Origin of the sequence: Acinetobacter sp. SAAs474 (assembly GCF_032823475.1) — a bacterium.
Lineage (GTDB): Bacteria > Pseudomonadota > Gammaproteobacteria > Pseudomonadales > Moraxellaceae > Acinetobacter.
On sequence record NZ_CP127915.1, the window covers coordinates 485,042 to 501,954 of the forward strand.

Here is a 16,913-nt window from a genome sequence, read left to right on the forward strand (position 1 = left end):
TAAACAAGGACGAGGAGGATTTAGGTTACTTAGTCACCATTTTTCAGTTCAATGTTGATACCTAAAGAACGGATCTCTTTGGTCAATACGTTGAACGATTCAGGCATACCTGGGTCCATATAATGGTTACCATCTACAATATTCTTATAGATACGGGTACGACCTTCGACGTCATCCGATTTCACAGTCAACATTTCTTGTAATGTATATGCTGCACCATATGCCTCAAGTGCCCATACTTCCATCTCACCAAAACGCTGACCACCAAATTGAGCTTTACCACCCAATGGTTGTTGAGTCACTAATGAATAAGAACCTGTAGAACGTGCATGCATTTTATCATCAACCAAGTGGTTGAGTTTCAGCATATACATATAACCTACAGTAACTGGACGATCGAAACGTTCACCGGTACGACCATCATAAAGTACAGTTTGACCAGTACGTGATAGACCACCAAGCTCTAACAATTCTTTAATTTGTGATTCTTCAGCACCATCAAATACTGGTGTTGCAATCGGTACACCTTTACGTAGATTGCCAGACAATACTAAAATTTCTTCATCAGTTAAGCTATCAAGATCTTCTTGTTCGCCACCAACTTTGTTATAGATTTTGTCTAAGAAATCACGCAACTCGATGATTGTACGCTGCTCTTTCATCATCTTGTCGATTTGATCACCAAGACCTTTTGCAGCCATACCTAAATGCGTTTCTAGAATCTGACCCACGTTCATACGTGATGGTACACCAAGAGGGTTTAATACCACATCTACAGGAATACCATTGGCATCATGCGGCATATCTTCAACAGGTAAGATGTTAGACACAACACCTTTGTTACCGTGACGACCCGCCATCTTATCACCCGGTTGAATACGACGTTTAACCGCTAGATAAACCTTAACAACTTTTAAAACACCTGTTGTTAACTCATCACCAGTAGAAAGTTTGCGTTTTTTCTCAGCAAATTTTTCATCAATTTCAAAGCTCTTCTCTTTTAAGAAAGCTTGAATTTGAGTTAAACGTTCCGCAATACCTTCATCACTTGGTTGAATTTCAAGTAAATCAACTAATGCTAAACCAGACAATACATCTTCTGAAAGTTTATCACCGCGTTTTGTTGTACCGCCACCATTTGACTCTTGGCCTTGTAGTAGACGAATAATACGTTCACGTGCTGCTTCTTCAAAGATCTTGAATTCTTCTTTCAAATCTTTACGGTAAGCATCTAATTGTGCTTTCTCAATCGCTTGAGCACGCTCATCTTTTTCAAGACCATCACGTGTAAACACTTGTACGTCAATGACAGTACCTTTAACACCTGAAGATACACGTAAAGAAGAATCTTTAACATCAGCTGCTTTTTCACCAAAAATTGCACGAAGCAGTTTTTCTTCTGGTGTTAATTGTGTTTCACCTTTTGGTGTAACTTTACCTACCAAAATATCGCCAGCAGTTACTTCTGCACCAATATAAACAATACCAGACTCATCCAGTTTTGATAATGCAGCTTCACCTACGTTCGGAATATCGGCAGTAATTTCTTCCGCACCCAATTTAGTATCACGTGCAACACATGATAATTCTTGAATGTGAATTGAAGTTAAACGATCTTCTTGTAAAACGCGCTCAGATAATAAAATTGAGTCTTCGTAGTTATAACCATTCCAAGTCATAAATGCGACACGCATGTTTTGACCCAATGCTAACTCACCGCCATCTGTCGATGGACCATCAGCTAACACATCACCACGACCAACTTTATCACCTAGATTGACCAATACTTTTTGGTTAATACAGGTGTTTTGGTTAGAACGTGTATATTTGATTAAGTTATAAATATCTACGCCCGCTTCACCTGCGATCATTTCGTCTTCATTGACACGAATCACGACACGTGACGCATCAACATATTCAATACGACCACCACGCTTAGCAATGACACACACACCAGAGTCATGCGCTACGTTCGCTTCCATACCGGTACCCACAAGTGGTTTATCGGCAATCAGCGTTGGAACAGCCTGACGCTGCATGTTTGAACCCATCAATGCACGGTTAGCATCATCGTGTTCAAGGAATGGAATTAATGATGCAGCAACAGAAACAACCTGCTGTGCAGAAACATCCATATGGGTCACTTTTTCTGGTGGCATGCGTACAAATTCGCCTTGATGACGAACAGATACCACTTCTTCAGTTAAGTGACCATCTTGATCTACAGCAGAATCGGCCTGTGCGATCACAGTACCCACTTCTTCAATTGCAGATAAATACTCAACATCATCTGTTACACGGCCATCAACAACTTTGCGGTATGGTGTTTCCAAGAAACCAAAGTTATTCGCTTTTGCATACACAGACAATGAGTTGATCAAACCAATGTTTGGACCTTCAGGTGTTTCAATTGGACATACACGACCATAGTGAGTTTGATGTACGTCACGTACCTCAAAGCCTGCACGTTCACGTGTTAAACCACCAGGACCAAGCGCTGATACACGACGTTTATGCGTGATTTCAGACAATGGATTGTTTTGATCCATAAACTGAGACAATTGGCTTGAACCAAAGAATTCTTTAATCGCAGCAGCAACTGGCTTGGCATTGATTAAATCTTGTGGAGACAAGTTATCTGTTTCAGCTTGTGATAAACGCTCTTTAACTGCACGCTCTACACGAACTAAACCAACACGGAATTGGTTTTCAGTCATTTCACCAACTGAACGAACACGACGGTTACCCAAGTGATCGATATCATCGACTTCACCTTTACCGTTACGAATTTCAACCAATGTTTTTAAGACATCGATGATATCGTCATTCGATAAAATACCTTCAACTTCGCGAGATTTTTGATCTGTACCCACTTCGTAAGGACGACCCAAACGACGGTTAAACTTCATACGACCTACTGGAGATAAGTCATAACGCTCTGAAGAGAAGAATAAGTTATTAAATAAGTTTTCAGCGGCTTCTTTTGTTGGCGGTTCGCCTGGACGCATAACTTTATAAATTTCAACCAGTGCTTCTTCACGGCCTGTGGTTGTATCTGCACGTAATGAATCTGCAACGAATGAACCACGATCGATATCATTGGTAAAGAGAATGTTAAATTGTTTAACACCACCTTCTGCCAATTTCACCATGATTTCATGCGTTAATACAGTATTTGCTGGAAGTACATCACCATCTCTTAACGTGATATTTTCAGCAATAATACGCTCATACAAATATTCATCAGGTACTGAAAGTTTACTTAATCCAGCAGCTTCCATTTGACGTACATGGCGCGCGTTGATACGCTTACCTTGTTCAACAATCACCTTACCATCATTATCGGTAATATCGAATTGCGCCATTTCGCCACGTAAACGTTCAGGCACAAGGTCAATTTGATAACTGCCCATATCAAGATATACAGGTACTTTTTCATAGAACAAATTCAAAATTTGCTCATCTGTATAATCTAAGGCACGAAGAATCACAGTTGCCAATAATTTACGACGACGGTCAATACGTACATAAACTAAATCTTTGGCATCAAACTCAAAATCTAACCATGAACCACGGTAAGGGATAATACGTGCTGAATAAAGTACTTTACCACTTGAATGTGTTTTACCTTTATCATGGTCAAAGAATACGCCTGGAGAACGGTGTAATTGTGAAACAATCACACGTTCAGTACCATTGATAACAAAGGTACCATTATCCGTCATTAATGGCATTTCGCCCATGTAGACTTCTTGTTCACGTACATCTTTAATGGTTTTCGTTTCGCGATCTTTTAAGATCAAACGAATTTTTACACGCATTGGTGCAGCATAAGTTGAACCGCGAAGAATACATTCGCGAACGTCAAACTCAGGCTTACCAAGACTATACTCAACAAATTCTAAAGCAGCATTTCCAGAATAACTTTCAATAGGAAAAACTGAACGAAATGCGGCTTGGAGACCGATATCTTCGCGGTTTTTTGGTGATTTGCCATCTTGTAAAAATGTTCTGTACGAATCGACTTGAATCGAAAGCAAGTACGGAACATCCATCACGCTAGGCAATTTACCAAAATTCTTACGGATCCGTTTCTTTTCGGTATATGAGTATGCCATCTGGAGTCCTCGGAAAGTGTAAACCAAGCCCGCCTGCAGAACGGGCTTAGAAGGAATTACGCAGGCCGATATGGCCACCACTTTTACAAATGCTGCAATTTATAGTGGTATTAAAACGCTTAACAATATTTTCAAATATGAAAAAATATTGGTAAACATTTGAAAAATAAAAATATTTTTAATTTGATGGTTTTTTAAACCACTTAAGTAAAAATCGAGCCGATTATTGTAACGCAAAAAGGCTGATGACCCAAGAGCCATCAGCCATTTTTTGGAGTCGATAATAAAAAAATCGACTCCGCTTAAGATTACTTAAGTGTAACTGTAGCACCAGCTTCTTCAAGTTTCTTCTTAAGTTCTTCGCCTTCTTCTTTAGAAACAGCTTCTTTAATCACTGAAGGAGCGCCTTCAACGATGTCTTTAGCTTCTTTAAGACCAAGACCAGTTGCTTCACGAACTGCTTTAATTACTGCAACTTTGTTTGCACCAAAAGAAGTCAATTCAACATTGAATTCTGATTGTTCTTCAGCAGCAGCAGCGCCAGCGCCAGGAGCAGCAGCAACAGCTACAGCAGCAGCAGAAACGTTGAATTTTTCTTCGAATGCAGAAATAAGTTCAACAAGTTCAAGAACAGTTTTTTCAGCAACTGCGTTTAAGATTTCTTCGTTTGTTAAAGCCATGAGAATAACTCCAAATGGAAATTGAATGGTGTGAAAATAGATTTAAGCTTATGCTGCTTCTGACTCGTTTTTCTCTTTGAGTGCTGTAATAAGGCGACCCAATTTCGAAATAGGAGCTTGAAGAACGTTTGCAAGCATAGTAAGCGCTTTTTCTTGGTTTGGAAGATTCGCGATAACGCTGACTTCAGCACCTTGATAAAGCTGACCATCAAATGCAGCTGCTTTTAGTTCAAATACTTTATGAGTTTTCGCAAATTCTTCAAATAAACGCGCAGCAGCGCCCATATCATCTTCAGAAGTTGAGAAAGCCAAAATTGTTGGACCAACAAGGTGGTCATTCAAGATCGTAAATTGCGTATCTTGAAGTGCACGTTTAGCCAAAGTGTTACGTACAATACGTGTATGAACACCAAGTTTACGCGCTTCAACACGAAGAGCAGTTAACTGCTCAACAGTCAAACCTTGATAGTCAGCAACAACAGCAGCAAACGCTGTAGAAGCAACTTCCGCTACTTCTGCTACGATCTGTTTTTTGCCTTCGATAAGAAGAGCCATTGTAAAACCTCCTAACGGTGATTTATGTACCTTAAAGCAGTACACTCCCAATTCGTTAATTCATCGCTGAATTAACACGCGGAGGATGAACAAATCACACCACCGCGTCTACTCAGGACAGTACATTAAGAGCGAAGCATAAAACTCCCCTCGCCTGAGGTCTTTGACGCTGATAAATCAATATTTATCAATTCAAAGTTTGCCTAAGTTTGTAATTAATTGATTGCAATCTTTTACATGTCTTTGCACACCATGGTGCAAAAACAACTCAGGGCTTTAAAATTCTATTGGTCTATACAGACTTATTTAGAGACATTCGCTACGTCAACGATAAGGCCAGGACCCATAGTTGAACTTAACGTAATCTTTTTAATGTATACACCTTTCGATGTTGCAGGCTTCAAGCGTTTTAAGTCAGCAACTAATGCTTCAACGTTCGAACGAACAGCTTCAGCAGAAAAACCAACTTGACCAATTGAAGCATGGATGATACCTGCTTTGTCTACACGGTAACGCGCTTGACCAGCTTTTGCATTTTTAACTGCTGCAGCTACATCAGGAGTTACTGTACCCACTTTAGGGTTTGGCATTAAGCCACGTGGACCAAGAATTGTACCAAGCTTACCAACAACACGCATTGCGTCTGGAGCAGCAATCACAACATCAAAGTCTAAGTTACCAGCTTGGATGCTTTCTGCAAGATCATCAAAACCAACAACATCTGCGCCTTCAGCTTTAGCAGCTTCAGCAGCAGCACCTTGTGCAAATACAGCAACACGTACAGTTTTACCTGTACCTGCTGGCAATGTTGTTGCACCACGAACCACTTGATCAGATTTACGCGGATCAACACCAAGGTTTACCGCGATATCCATAGATTCTTTAAATTTAGGCGCAGGAAGACTTGATAAAACTGCAACCGCTTCTTCTAGCGTATAGACTTTTTGCGCTTCAACTGCAGCAGCAATCGCTTTTTGACGTTTAGTTAATTTAGCCATGTCTTAAAGCTCCACTTCCAAGCCCATAGAACGCGCAGAACCAGCAATGGTACGTACACGAGCGTCTAAGTCAGCACCAGTTAAATCTGGTTCTTTAGTAGTCGCAATTTCTTCTAACTGAGCACGAGTCAACTTACCAACTTTAGTTTTGTTTGGTACAGCAGAACCCTTTTGGATACCAGCAGCTTTCTTAAGAAGAATCGCAGCAGGTGGAGTTTTCATGATAAATGTGAACGACTTATCGTTGTACACAGTAATCACAACAGGAATTGGCAAGCCTGCTTCAAGTTTTTGTGTAGCAGCATTGAATTCTTTACAGAATGCCATGATGTTTACACCACGTTGACCAAGTGCAGGACCGATCGGTGGAGATGGATTTGCTTTACCAGCTGGAACTTGCAGCTTGATATAGCCGTCAATCTTCTTAGCCATTTAAAATTACCTCTGGGTACAAGCGCCGTTAGGCTCCCCATTTTTTAAGTAACGCTACTGTTACAACATGAACTGATGCTTACAATAAACAACAGTGTTTTCAACCCACTCTTTAAATTGTTTTTTCGACTTGACGAAATTCCAATTCAACTTGAGTTGGTCGATTAAATACATTAATCGTGAGCGTTAAACGCGATTTTTCGTATTGAACTTCTTCCACCACACCTTTAAAGTCTGTGAATGGACCGTCAATTACCAGTAATTCTTCCCCAGGTTCAAACATCGTCTTCGGACGAGGTGCTTCACCCTTATTATGGACACGTGCCAGAATTGCATCTGCTTCTTTTTGCGTAATTGGGGCAGGTTTTTCTGCGGTACCACCAATAAAACCAAGAACTTTTGGACATTCTTTGACAATATGCCAAGTGTCATCATTCATTTCCATTTCAACCAATACATAGCCAGGAAAGAATTTACGTTCTGATTTACGCTTTTTACCATCCTTCATTTCTACCACTTCTTCGGTAGGAACAAGAACTTCACCAAAGCTATCGGCAACAGCGCTACGCTGGATTCGATCATTAAGCGAACGCATCACTTGTTTTTCATAACCAGAATAGGCATGAATAATGTACCAACGTTTCATAGCTCTTCTATCCGATAATTAACTTAATTGCCCAGCCTAAAATCGAGTCAAAGCACCACAACACCAAGGATGCAATTACCACCACCACAAGAACATGCCAAGATGTGGACACTGTCTCTTGCTTTGTTGGCCAGGTCACTCGACGCAATTCAATACGCGAATCTTTGAGTAAACGCACAAAGCTTTTACCTTGATGGGTGGCGTATAATAAACCTAAAGCAACAACGATACAAGCCAAAATTATCGCTACTCTGACCCAAATATCATTTGCAGGAGCCCAGTGTGCAGCCAAATTTTGACTGACATAGATTGTTCCCGCCAATAAAATCAAGGCAATAATCCACAGAACATAGTCAAGTGGAGAACTAGAATTAGCAACTTCAGCTGAATTATTTCTTTGAGGAATTGGCGCGTCGCCTAATGCGTCGCGCGATTTATCATTCGACATTTTTGTACTCGTCGTAGAACTCGCGACTTATTATATGACCAATTTAGCCAGCATCAAGTTTTTTTAAAAAAAGTGGCAGGCCAGGAGGGACTCGAACCCCCAACATTCGGTTTTGGAGACCGACGCTCTACCAATTGAACTACTGACCTATAAAGAAATCGGAAACCTTGGCTTCCGATTTTAATTCTAACGCATTTTACAGCTTATGCAATTACTTTAGCAACTACACCAGCACCTACTGTACGACCACCTTCACGGATCGCAAAACGTAAGCCTGCGTCCATTGCGATTGGGTGGATTAATTCTACTGACATTTCAACGTTGTCACCAGGCATAACCATTTCAACGCCATCTTTAAGTGAGATCGCGCCAGTTACGTCAGTTGTACGGAAGTAGAACTGTGGACGGTAACCGTTAAGGAATGGAGTATGACGACCACCTTCTTCTTTAGAAAGTACGTATACTTCTGCATCAAATTTAGTGTGCGGCTTGATTGTACCTGGTTTTGCAAGTACTTGACCACGTTGTACGTCTTCACGCTTAGTACCACGTAGAAGAATACCACAGTTCTCACCTGCACGGCCTTCGTCAAGAAGTTTACGGAACATTTCAACGCCAGTTACAGTTGTTTTAACTGTATCTTTAATACCAACGATTTCAACTTCTTCGCCAACTTTAACGATACCAGTTTCTACACGACCAGTAACTACTGTACCACGACCAGAAATTGAGAATACATCTTCAATTGGCATTAAGAATGGAAGGTCAATTGCACGCTCTGGCTCTGGGATGTAAGAGTCAAGTGCTTCAACAAGTGCAACTACTGCATCTTCGCCATACTGACCCGCTTCACCGTTAAGTGCAGCAAGTGCAGAACCACGGATTACTGGAGTGTCATCACCTGGGAAGTCATAAGTAGAAAGAAGTTCACGTACTTCCATTTCTACTAATTCAAGTAATTCTTCGTCATCAACAAGGTCGCATTTGTTTAAGAATACAACGATGTATGGTACACCTACTTGGCGAGAAAGTAGGATGTGTTCACGAGTTTGTGGCATTGGACCATCAGTCGCAGCACATACAAGGATCGCACCATCCATTTGCGCAGCACCAGTAATCATGTTTTTAACATAATCGGCGTGTCCTGGGCAGTCTACGTGCGCGTAGTGACGGATTGGAGAGTCATATTCTACGTGTGAAGTATTAATGGTAATACCACGTGCTTTTTCTTCTGGAGCAGAGTCAATTGCAGCGTAATCTTTTGCTTCACCGCCGAATTTTTTTGCACAAACAGTTGCAATCGCAGCTGTTAAAGTTGTTTTACCATGGTCAACGTGACCAATTGTGCCCACGTTAACGTGTGGCTTATTACGTTCAAACTTAGCCTTAGCCATGTTTCACCTTCCTCGTTTACGTCGAACACAATACCTGAGCAAACTCAGCCTCGACATATTATCCAAAAAAATGGACGCCTAATACTCGAAAAGCAGACTAATAAGCCTGCTTCTTGGAAATCTTGTGCAATCAAGTTGCTAAATTGTAATCTGGAGCTCTTATCGAGATTTGAACTCGAGACCTCTCCCTTACCAAGGGAGTGCTCTACCACTGAGCTATAAGAGCAAAACTAATGCTTCAATGGAGCGGGAGACGAGGGTCGAACTCGCGACATGTAGCTTGGAAGGCTACCGCTCTACCAACTGAGCTACTCCCGCACGGTGTTGGTACAAAACCACTTATTGAAGTATTAAAATTGGTGGTGAGAGAAGGATTCGAACCTTCGAAGCTTACGCGACAGAGTTACAGTCTGTTCCCTTTGACCGCTCGGGAATCTCACCATTTTACACTTACTTTCAGTGCCGTTCTTTACTTTACGTTTTAAACTACCTAAGATGGTGCCGGCACACGGATTCGAACTGTGGACCTACTGATTACAAGTCAGTTGCTCTACCAACTGAGCTATGCCGGCGTTTCTTAGTGTTTCGTACGTTTCGTATCGGAACGGTGTGCAGTTTAGCAAAACTTAGAATACTTGCAAGTGTTTTTTTTAAAAAAAGTGCAAAAAACTTATAAAATCAATCCATTTGATGATAATTCAACCGCTTTGATCACTGCGCGAGCTTTTATTTGCGTTTCATTCCATTCAGATTCGGGATCTGAATCTGCAACTAGACCCGCTCCTGCCTGAACAAAGACTTTATTTTGACAAATAACACAGGTACGAATCGCAATCGACATATCCATTTCACCATGCCAGCCTAAATATCCCACTGCCCCGCCAAAAACACCACGTTTTACAGGTTCAACCTCATCAATAATCTCCATTGCACGTATTTTAGGTGCACCTGAAAGTGTACCAGCAGGAAAAGTGGCTTTAAAAACATCTAAAGCATCAACATCATCACGCACCTCTCCTTGCACATTAGACACAATATGCATCACATGCGAATAACGTTCGATTACCATTTGATCTGTGACCTGAACTTTACCAATTTTTGAGACTCGTCCAATATCATTACGACCAAGATCAATTAACATTAAATGTTCGGCAATTTCTTTTTCATCCGAAAGTAAATCCCGCTCAAGTGCCAAATCTTCTTCTTTGGTTTTACCACGTGGCCGTGTCCCAGCCAATGGGCGTACTGTCGCAATACCTTGCTCTAAACGAGATAAAATTTCCGGAGATGAACCCACAATATGAAACGGCTGTTGATGATCTAACGTCCGTCCTTGCACCAAAAATAAATAAGGTGATGGATTTAGATGACGTAAAGCACGATAGACTTGCAAAGGTTCACCATCAAAATCAGATACCATACGATGTCCAGGCACCACCTGCATCACATCACCAGCACGGATATACGCTTTAACAGTTTCAATCGACTCAAGATACTTATCTTTGCCTGTCAACGATTCAAAATGGGGCGCAGTATGAGGTTTGGCCTGTAAATCAACTGGTGTTGCCAACAAGGCTTCTAGGGCATCCAGTTGCTGCTGTGCAGCAGCATATGCCTCTGGATGACTAACATCTGCATGTACAACTAAGAATAAAGTATCTTTTAAATTATCAAAAACAATCACTGTTTTAGATAGCATCATCCAAATATCAGGCAATCCTACAGGATCTGCCTCAGGAGCATTATTCAGTTTTGGCTCAATATAACGAACAGCATCATAACCAAAATAACCCACCAAACCACCAGTAAAGCTCGGTAACTCAGGTAAATCTTGTTGGGTTGGAACATTAAACTGTGCTTGAAAGTCACGAATAAATTGAAATGGATCTAAACACGCTTGCTGCTGAACTTCGCCATTACTTTGCTGTATGGTCAATACGCCTGCATTACAAGAAAAAACGGTCGACTCACCCAAACCAATAATTGAAAATCGTGCCCAGTTTTCTCCACCCTCGACTGACTCAAACAAATAGGCTTGTTGATGTTGCTTGAGTCGTGCAAATACTGAAAGCGGTGTTTCTGTATCCGCTAAACGACGACGATAAACAGGAATCAGATTATAACCCTGTGCTTTAAGTGCTGAAAATTGAGCTAGTGTGGTCATAGTGATGTACTCTAAATGTATTTAAATATAAGGTTTGACTTGTATCGATATTTAAATTGAGCTTCGCCATCGAAAAACCACACACTGACGCATTACAATATTCCTTCACTCAGCTTTTTGATTTTACTAACATTGTTAAATTTTCTACCACTTGTTGTGGCTGACAATCTAAAATATTTTCACCATGATTATACCCATAGCTCACAACAATACAATCAATGCCAGCACGACGAGCAGCCTCAACATCATTACTTGAATCACCAATCATTAACAGTTGCTGTGGTTGTAGCCCATAATGTTCAATACAGTAGAGCAATTGACGTGGATGAGGCTTTCTTTGTTCAAAACGATCCCCACCAATGACATCATCAAAATAATGATCTAATTTTAAGGTTTCCAGAATTGCTTTCGCAGGTATTTCAGGCTTATTGGTTACACAAACCAACGTTTTATGATGCATTTTCGCCCATATCAAAAATTCAACAACCCCCGCAAAAGGTTGTGTCGTTACACATGGCTCAGCATTATAGACCGTTAGAAATGTTTCCAAGAGTCGCTGATGCTGAAGCAAATCTACTTGTCCAGTTAAATACTCCAGTACACTATGACAGAAAATAGCACTGCCCTTGCCAACCCAGTTACGAACCTGTTGTTCTGTTACACACGGAAGTTGCAAAATTTTCAAGCTCATATTCATCGCTCGATATAAATCAGACGCTGAATCAACTAGGGTTCCATCCAAATCAAATAAAATCACTTGACGTGTATCTAACTGAGCAATAGACATATATATTTCCATAAAGAAAAGGCATGCCATTGCATGCCTTTAAAGATTCTTAAGTTTTATTGCTGAAATAATACCCAAGCAATAATCGCCACAATAATCAGAACAACAAGACTAATCAAGCCAATAGAGGCATTTTTTTGCACTTCTTTTTGTTGTTGTTCTGCATGATCTGCAACAGGTTCAACTGCTGCTGGTTCCGCTACAGAGGGAACAGCATGAATATCGATACCTTCTGGAATAGGTGCTGGTTTTGGTACAGCAACACCTTGTGGCATACCATCACGATTAAGTTGTACCGAGTGATCACGCTCTTTTAATTCAGGCATACCTTGATCATTCATTTGCTGAGCTGGATTTTTCTCGATCACTGATGTTGCTTGATCTTCTGGCTGGACAACTGCCACCACATCAACTGAAGATGGTGGTGATGCAACCTCAGCAGTCACAAGCTGCTCAGCCACGGCAGCTTCCTGCTGCGGATTCACATTCGATAATACAGAGAATTTTAGACTTGCAAACTGAACCATATCACCATGATTTAAGATGGTTTCAGTATTGATGCGCTGATCATTGACAAAAGTACCGTTAGAAGAACCTAAGTCCTGTACAGATAAAACGTCATCTTTGAGTAACAATGCTGCATGTTTACGTGAAATTTCAGCAGATTGCAAAATTAAATCAGCACTCTGATGTCTTCCAACTAACATATCATGCTGAATCAAGATCTGTTGCCCAGCTAATTCATCCGTAATGGCTTGTAGTGTCCAAGTCATAAAAAAGCTCTCTAATATGATGTTTGACCATCATAACATGACCAAGAATAATTTGAGATTCTCATCAAATCAAAGCCTGAAATGATGCTGATTGAAATCATCACTTACCCCTCACCAGCAACTGGTGTGATAGTCACGGGTGTTTTAATGCCTGAGGGAGTGGTGATTGCTGTTGTCCCACCGGATGGCAAAGTTTGAAATTGTGTCGTCGGCTTCACTGTCGATGAACTTACAGGAATACGCTGCTGATAAATATCAGTCACATTTTCAGGCAACTTGGCAAATGAGCCATCTTTATCTAAAGCCAATTGCAAGCTATATAGTTGTTGATAACGTTGTTGGGATAATTGCTGAACACTCTGCCCATCGCCGATAATGGTCGGATGTATAAATACCACTAAATTTCTTTTTTCATTTTTCTTAGCATCTGCACGAAATAAACGACCAATAAAAGGGAGTTCACCCAAGCCGGGTATCGCTTGTCGGCTGTGGATCGAGTTATCTGAAATTAATCCCCCTAATACAATCGTTTGACCATGTTCTGCAAGAATTGACGTTTTAATCGCACGTTTACTGGTTACCAAATCAGAAGCTTGACCTTTATCTTCTACTGCTGAAACTTCTTGTGCAACTTGCAATCGAATAGAACCACCCTCACCGATATGTGGTACAACCTTTAACGTCACCCCGACATCCTTACGCTCAATAGATGTATAAGGGTTGGCTGTGCCACCTTGTGTTGAGACAGAGCCAGTAACAAAAGGCACATTTTGTCCCACCACAATATAAGCCTCTTCATTATCCATCGTCACAATCGAAGGCGTCGACAATAAATTTGATTTACTGTTCTTTTTTAAAGCCTGAATTAATGCACCATAGATTTGTCTTGATCCATCCGCTGTTTCTTTTGATGTGCCCAATAATAAATTAGAACCCGTCATACCTGCAGCAGCGCTGCCCAGACCTGCAGCACCACCTGTTAAATATCCAGATGCCAACTGAGTTAAACTGCTCCCAACGTTATCAAAACTGACCAAGCCAATACCATGACTTAAATCACCCAATGCCCATTGTACGCCCAGTTGATCTGCATCGTTGCCGGTAATCTCCACAATGGCAGCCTCAATTAACACTTGTTGACGCCGAATATCTAACTGCTGAATCGCAGATTCAATTTCACGCATCAATTGTGGATCAGCTTTAACCACCAAAGCATTTTGTGCACTATCTGCAATAATACTGACACCATTGGCACTAAAACTATGAATATCATTTTTCTGCTGTGTCGAAAAATCTGAATTGAGTGCAACGCCTTGATTAGATGCTGTCGCTGAAAGTGCTTGATTATCACCTGAAACGATACTTTGAATCGGATTTTTTTCTGAAGTTTTTGTCGTCGTTGAACGACTATCATCGCTCTTACCTGAAACTAAACCTTGTAAAATTTTCGCCAAATCCTGTGCACTGGCATATTTTAGACGAAAAACTTTAAGGCCATCTAGACGTTCTGCAGAAGGCACATCCAATGTTTTAATCATCTGACCAATACGTTTTCTGGTCGCTGGATCACCTTTAATGATAATACGATTGGTTCGGCTTTCTGCCACAATGCGTACCCGAGATCCCAGTACATCTTTAGATGTCCCTGTACCACTCATCGCTTCGAGTAAACCAATCATTTCTACCGCTTGGCTAAATCGTAGTGAAACAGCTTCAATATCATTTTGCCCTGTTCCATCTAGATTACGAATAATATGTTCTAACTGATTAATATTACTCGCACGATCAGAAACAATAATTGCATTGGTTCCCGCAACTGCAGAAATATGGGCATACTGTGGCATTAAAGGACGCAAGGCTGGAATTAAGTCTTGTGCATTGGTATTGTCTAACCAAATTACGCGCGTCACAAATTGTTCGCCTTTAATATTTTGTCGAATATCAAAAGGCACGGCCGAATTTTTAACCAAACTATCCGGTGTAATTTTAATGGTATTGCCAGAAGGAATGGCCACAATACCATTCACATTTAAAACACCTAAAAAAAGATCATAGACTTCAGCTTTATTTAAAGGTTTATTGGAAATAACCGTTACATTCCCTCTTACACGGGGATCAACTGCAAAGTTTTTTCCTGTAATATCAGCAACCTCATTAATAAAAGCCGTTAAATCTGCATCACGCAAATTAATTTTCCAAGTTTGCGCCAATGTTGCTGAACTCGCCAATACCATTAAAGGCGCTAAAGCACATGCAGCAATATAAGGATTATTATGAATAAAGCGCATAAAATTATATAATTCCTAATTTTATTGTGATCATCTATCACTCAAAATTCTGTTGCACCGTGATCACTTGATCACCACGTTTTACTTCTAATTTCACTTGACCCTCTCGCTTCGCTTTCTCCAGTAAATCTATTTCATTTTGACCCTGTACCTTTTGACCATTTAAGGTCAGAATTTGATCACCATCTTGTAAACGTAATTTCTGTTTTAAAGCATTTGGTGTTTTAGCCGTGACTTGATAACCATGTTCACCCTTATTTTGAATTCCGATATCTTTTAAATATCCTGTCTTATCTTGCTGTAAGTTCTGTATGGCTTGATTCATGGCCTGCTGAGTTGATGTATCAGTCGATAGCGTAGCGGATGATGCATTGAGGCTGTTTGTTACTGGCAACATCGGCTGATACAGGCCATTCTCAATTGCTTTAAACTGAATCACTTGTGGGCTACCTGAAGGACCCATCAACACCACATGATCCCAATGCACAGCAACCAGTTGATAATTTGTCGATGCAACCATATCACCCACACGATATCGTTCAGCGACATCATTAAGCATAATGACTGCTGAAGATTGCTGTGGTGTATCTGCCAACATCACACCTTGTAACTGAAAATTTAAATTTGATTGGGTAAGGTTCTGCTGTGTTTCAGCAAATAAGGCAAATGAACTAATATTCGGTATGCTCAGTTGTTGTGAGCCCAATTTAACTGGTGCAGTTTGCATCATTTGGGGTGGCGCAATGATTAACCAAAATAGGCTAGCCAATCTCCAGCATAAATAAAGAATCACTAAAACCAATAATAAGGGGGCGATTTTATTAAGCTTTTGCCACTGAATATACTGAAGTTTTTCTAACCAAATATTCATTGCATACGCCCTTTAATCAATGGCTGACGCATACTAATCACATAACTATCAATCGCTGCTTGACCTGTATAACCCGAGGCATGCTGCATCATGCGTTGTGTCACTTGTAAATCTAATATGCCATTTGCATCCAATACCAGATATAACATTTTATGTGTTTTCTGATTACGTATATCCGCAATCAGTTTACCTTGGTCACTCAAAAACTGACCATTTAATGCGGGCAATAGCATTTGCTCTTGATGCATCGCAAGACGATAAACAAGTTCACCACCTTGCCATTGCAGCTGACCACTACTGTTTTCAAAACCTGTTTTTTTACGATAGCGGGTATTAAAATCATGAATAAATAGGGTTGAATTTGGCCAACGCCATGAATTCAATTTACGCAAAGTGTCAGGGCTAATTTCTCCCTCTATCGATTGAAATATCCAATCACCCAAGCGATAGCCAACAATACCCTCTAATTGGCTTTTATCACTATACAGCTGGACATGACTAGATACTTTAAATAACAGTAAGTCTAATGGACGATAATGCCAATGAATTGTGCCCTTTAACTGCCCTTTTTCCCAATCTGCCTGACCATTCCAGACATTACCCACAACATTATAAAAATTTTGATTGTTCTTATTAAATTGATTCATCAACCATGCGGCAGGTATTTGTAAAACAATACAGATTAACAAGACACTTACTGCAAAAAACCACCACAATGCATACTTTGCTTTTTTGCGCATGACACCATAACCAATTTAA

At 40.5% G+C, this 16,913-nt stretch carries 14 protein-coding genes and 5 tRNA genes; all 19 read right to left on the reverse strand.

What is annotated here, in order from left to right:
- Positions 1-29: 29 nt before the first annotated feature.
- Positions 30-4,118 carry a DNA-directed RNA polymerase subunit beta gene (rpoB, locus tag QSG86_RS03260; RefSeq protein WP_317030188.1) on the reverse strand — a complete coding sequence of 1,363 codons (4,089 nt, stop codon included), beginning with the start codon at positions 4,116-4,118 and terminating at the stop codon, positions 30-32.
- Positions 4,119-4,426: 308 nt separating this feature from the next.
- Positions 4,427-4,798, reverse strand: coding sequence for a 50S ribosomal protein L7/L12 (gene rplL / locus QSG86_RS03265; RefSeq protein ID WP_004975779.1), 372 nt, complete (start codon positions 4,796-4,798; stop codon positions 4,427-4,429).
- Positions 4,799-4,846: 48 nt separating this feature from the next.
- Positions 4,847-5,353, reverse strand: a complete 507-nt coding sequence (rplJ, locus tag QSG86_RS03270; protein ID WP_317030189.1) for a 50S ribosomal protein L10 — start codon at positions 5,351-5,353, stop codon at positions 4,847-4,849.
- Positions 5,354-5,655: 302 nt separating this feature from the next.
- Positions 5,656-6,351, reverse strand: a complete 696-nt coding sequence (rplA, locus tag QSG86_RS03275) for a 50S ribosomal protein L1 (RefSeq protein ID WP_317030190.1) — start codon at positions 6,349-6,351, stop codon at positions 5,656-5,658.
- Positions 6,352-6,354: 3 nt separating this feature from the next.
- Entirely contained in the window at positions 6,355-6,783 is a 429-nt protein-coding gene (gene rplK, locus QSG86_RS03280; protein ID WP_004813566.1) for a 50S ribosomal protein L11, read from the reverse strand.
- A 112-nt stretch (positions 6,784-6,895) separates the two neighbouring features.
- The gene (gene nusG, locus QSG86_RS03285; protein ID WP_317030191.1) at positions 6,896-7,429 is read right to left on the reverse strand and encodes a transcription termination/antitermination protein NusG; all 534 of its coding nucleotides are present in this window, start codon (positions 7,427-7,429) and stop codon (positions 6,896-6,898) included.
- Positions 7,430-7,436: 7 nt separating this feature from the next.
- Positions 7,437-7,877, reverse strand: coding sequence for a preprotein translocase subunit SecE (gene secE / locus QSG86_RS03290; RefSeq protein WP_317030192.1), 441 nt, complete (start codon positions 7,875-7,877; stop codon positions 7,437-7,439).
- Positions 7,878-7,950: 73 nt separating this feature from the next.
- Positions 7,951-8,026: transfer RNA gene (locus QSG86_RS03295), tRNA-Trp, on the reverse strand.
- Between the two features lie 54 nt (positions 8,027-8,080).
- Positions 8,081-9,271, reverse strand: a complete 1,191-nt coding sequence (tuf, locus tag QSG86_RS03300; protein ID WP_317030193.1) for an elongation factor Tu — start codon at positions 9,269-9,271, stop codon at positions 8,081-8,083.
- 151 nt (positions 9,272-9,422) lie between these two features.
- Positions 9,423-9,497 (reverse strand) — tRNA-Thr (locus QSG86_RS03305).
- Positions 9,498-9,513: 16 nt separating this feature from the next.
- Positions 9,514-9,589: transfer RNA gene (locus tag QSG86_RS03310), tRNA-Gly, on the reverse strand.
- Between the two features lie 39 nt (positions 9,590-9,628).
- A tRNA-Tyr gene (locus QSG86_RS03315) sits at positions 9,629-9,712 on the reverse strand.
- 55 nt (positions 9,713-9,767) lie between these two features.
- A tRNA-Thr gene (locus tag QSG86_RS03320) sits at positions 9,768-9,843 on the reverse strand.
- A gap of 98 nt (positions 9,844-9,941) precedes the next feature.
- On the reverse strand, positions 9,942-11,435 hold the full coding sequence (trpE, locus tag QSG86_RS03325; protein WP_317030194.1) for an anthranilate synthase component I: 1,494 nt from the start codon (positions 11,433-11,435) through the stop codon (positions 9,942-9,944).
- A gap of 109 nt (positions 11,436-11,544) precedes the next feature.
- Entirely contained in the window at positions 11,545-12,222 is a 678-nt protein-coding gene (locus QSG86_RS03330; RefSeq protein WP_317030195.1) for a phosphoglycolate phosphatase, read from the reverse strand.
- A 56-nt stretch (positions 12,223-12,278) separates the two neighbouring features.
- Entirely contained in the window at positions 12,279-12,995 is a 717-nt protein-coding gene (locus tag QSG86_RS03335) for an FHA domain-containing protein (RefSeq protein ID WP_317030196.1), read from the reverse strand.
- Between the two features lie 104 nt (positions 12,996-13,099).
- Positions 13,100-15,229: a type II secretion system secretin GspD gene (gene gspD, locus QSG86_RS03340; RefSeq protein ID WP_410487509.1), complete on the reverse strand. Its 2,130-nt coding sequence runs from the start codon at positions 15,227-15,229 to the stop codon at positions 13,100-13,102.
- A 91-nt stretch (positions 15,230-15,320) separates the two neighbouring features.
- Entirely contained in the window at positions 15,321-16,154 is an 834-nt protein-coding gene (locus QSG86_RS03345) for a type II secretion system protein N (protein ID WP_317030198.1), read from the reverse strand.
- Complete coding sequence (gene gspN / locus QSG86_RS03350; RefSeq protein WP_317030199.1) at positions 16,151-16,894, reverse strand: type II secretion system protein N; 744 nt, start codon at positions 16,892-16,894, stop codon at positions 16,151-16,153. Before gspN ends, QSG86_RS03345 begins: the two co-directional genes overlap by 4 nt.
- Positions 16,895-16,913 lie beyond the last annotated feature (19 nt).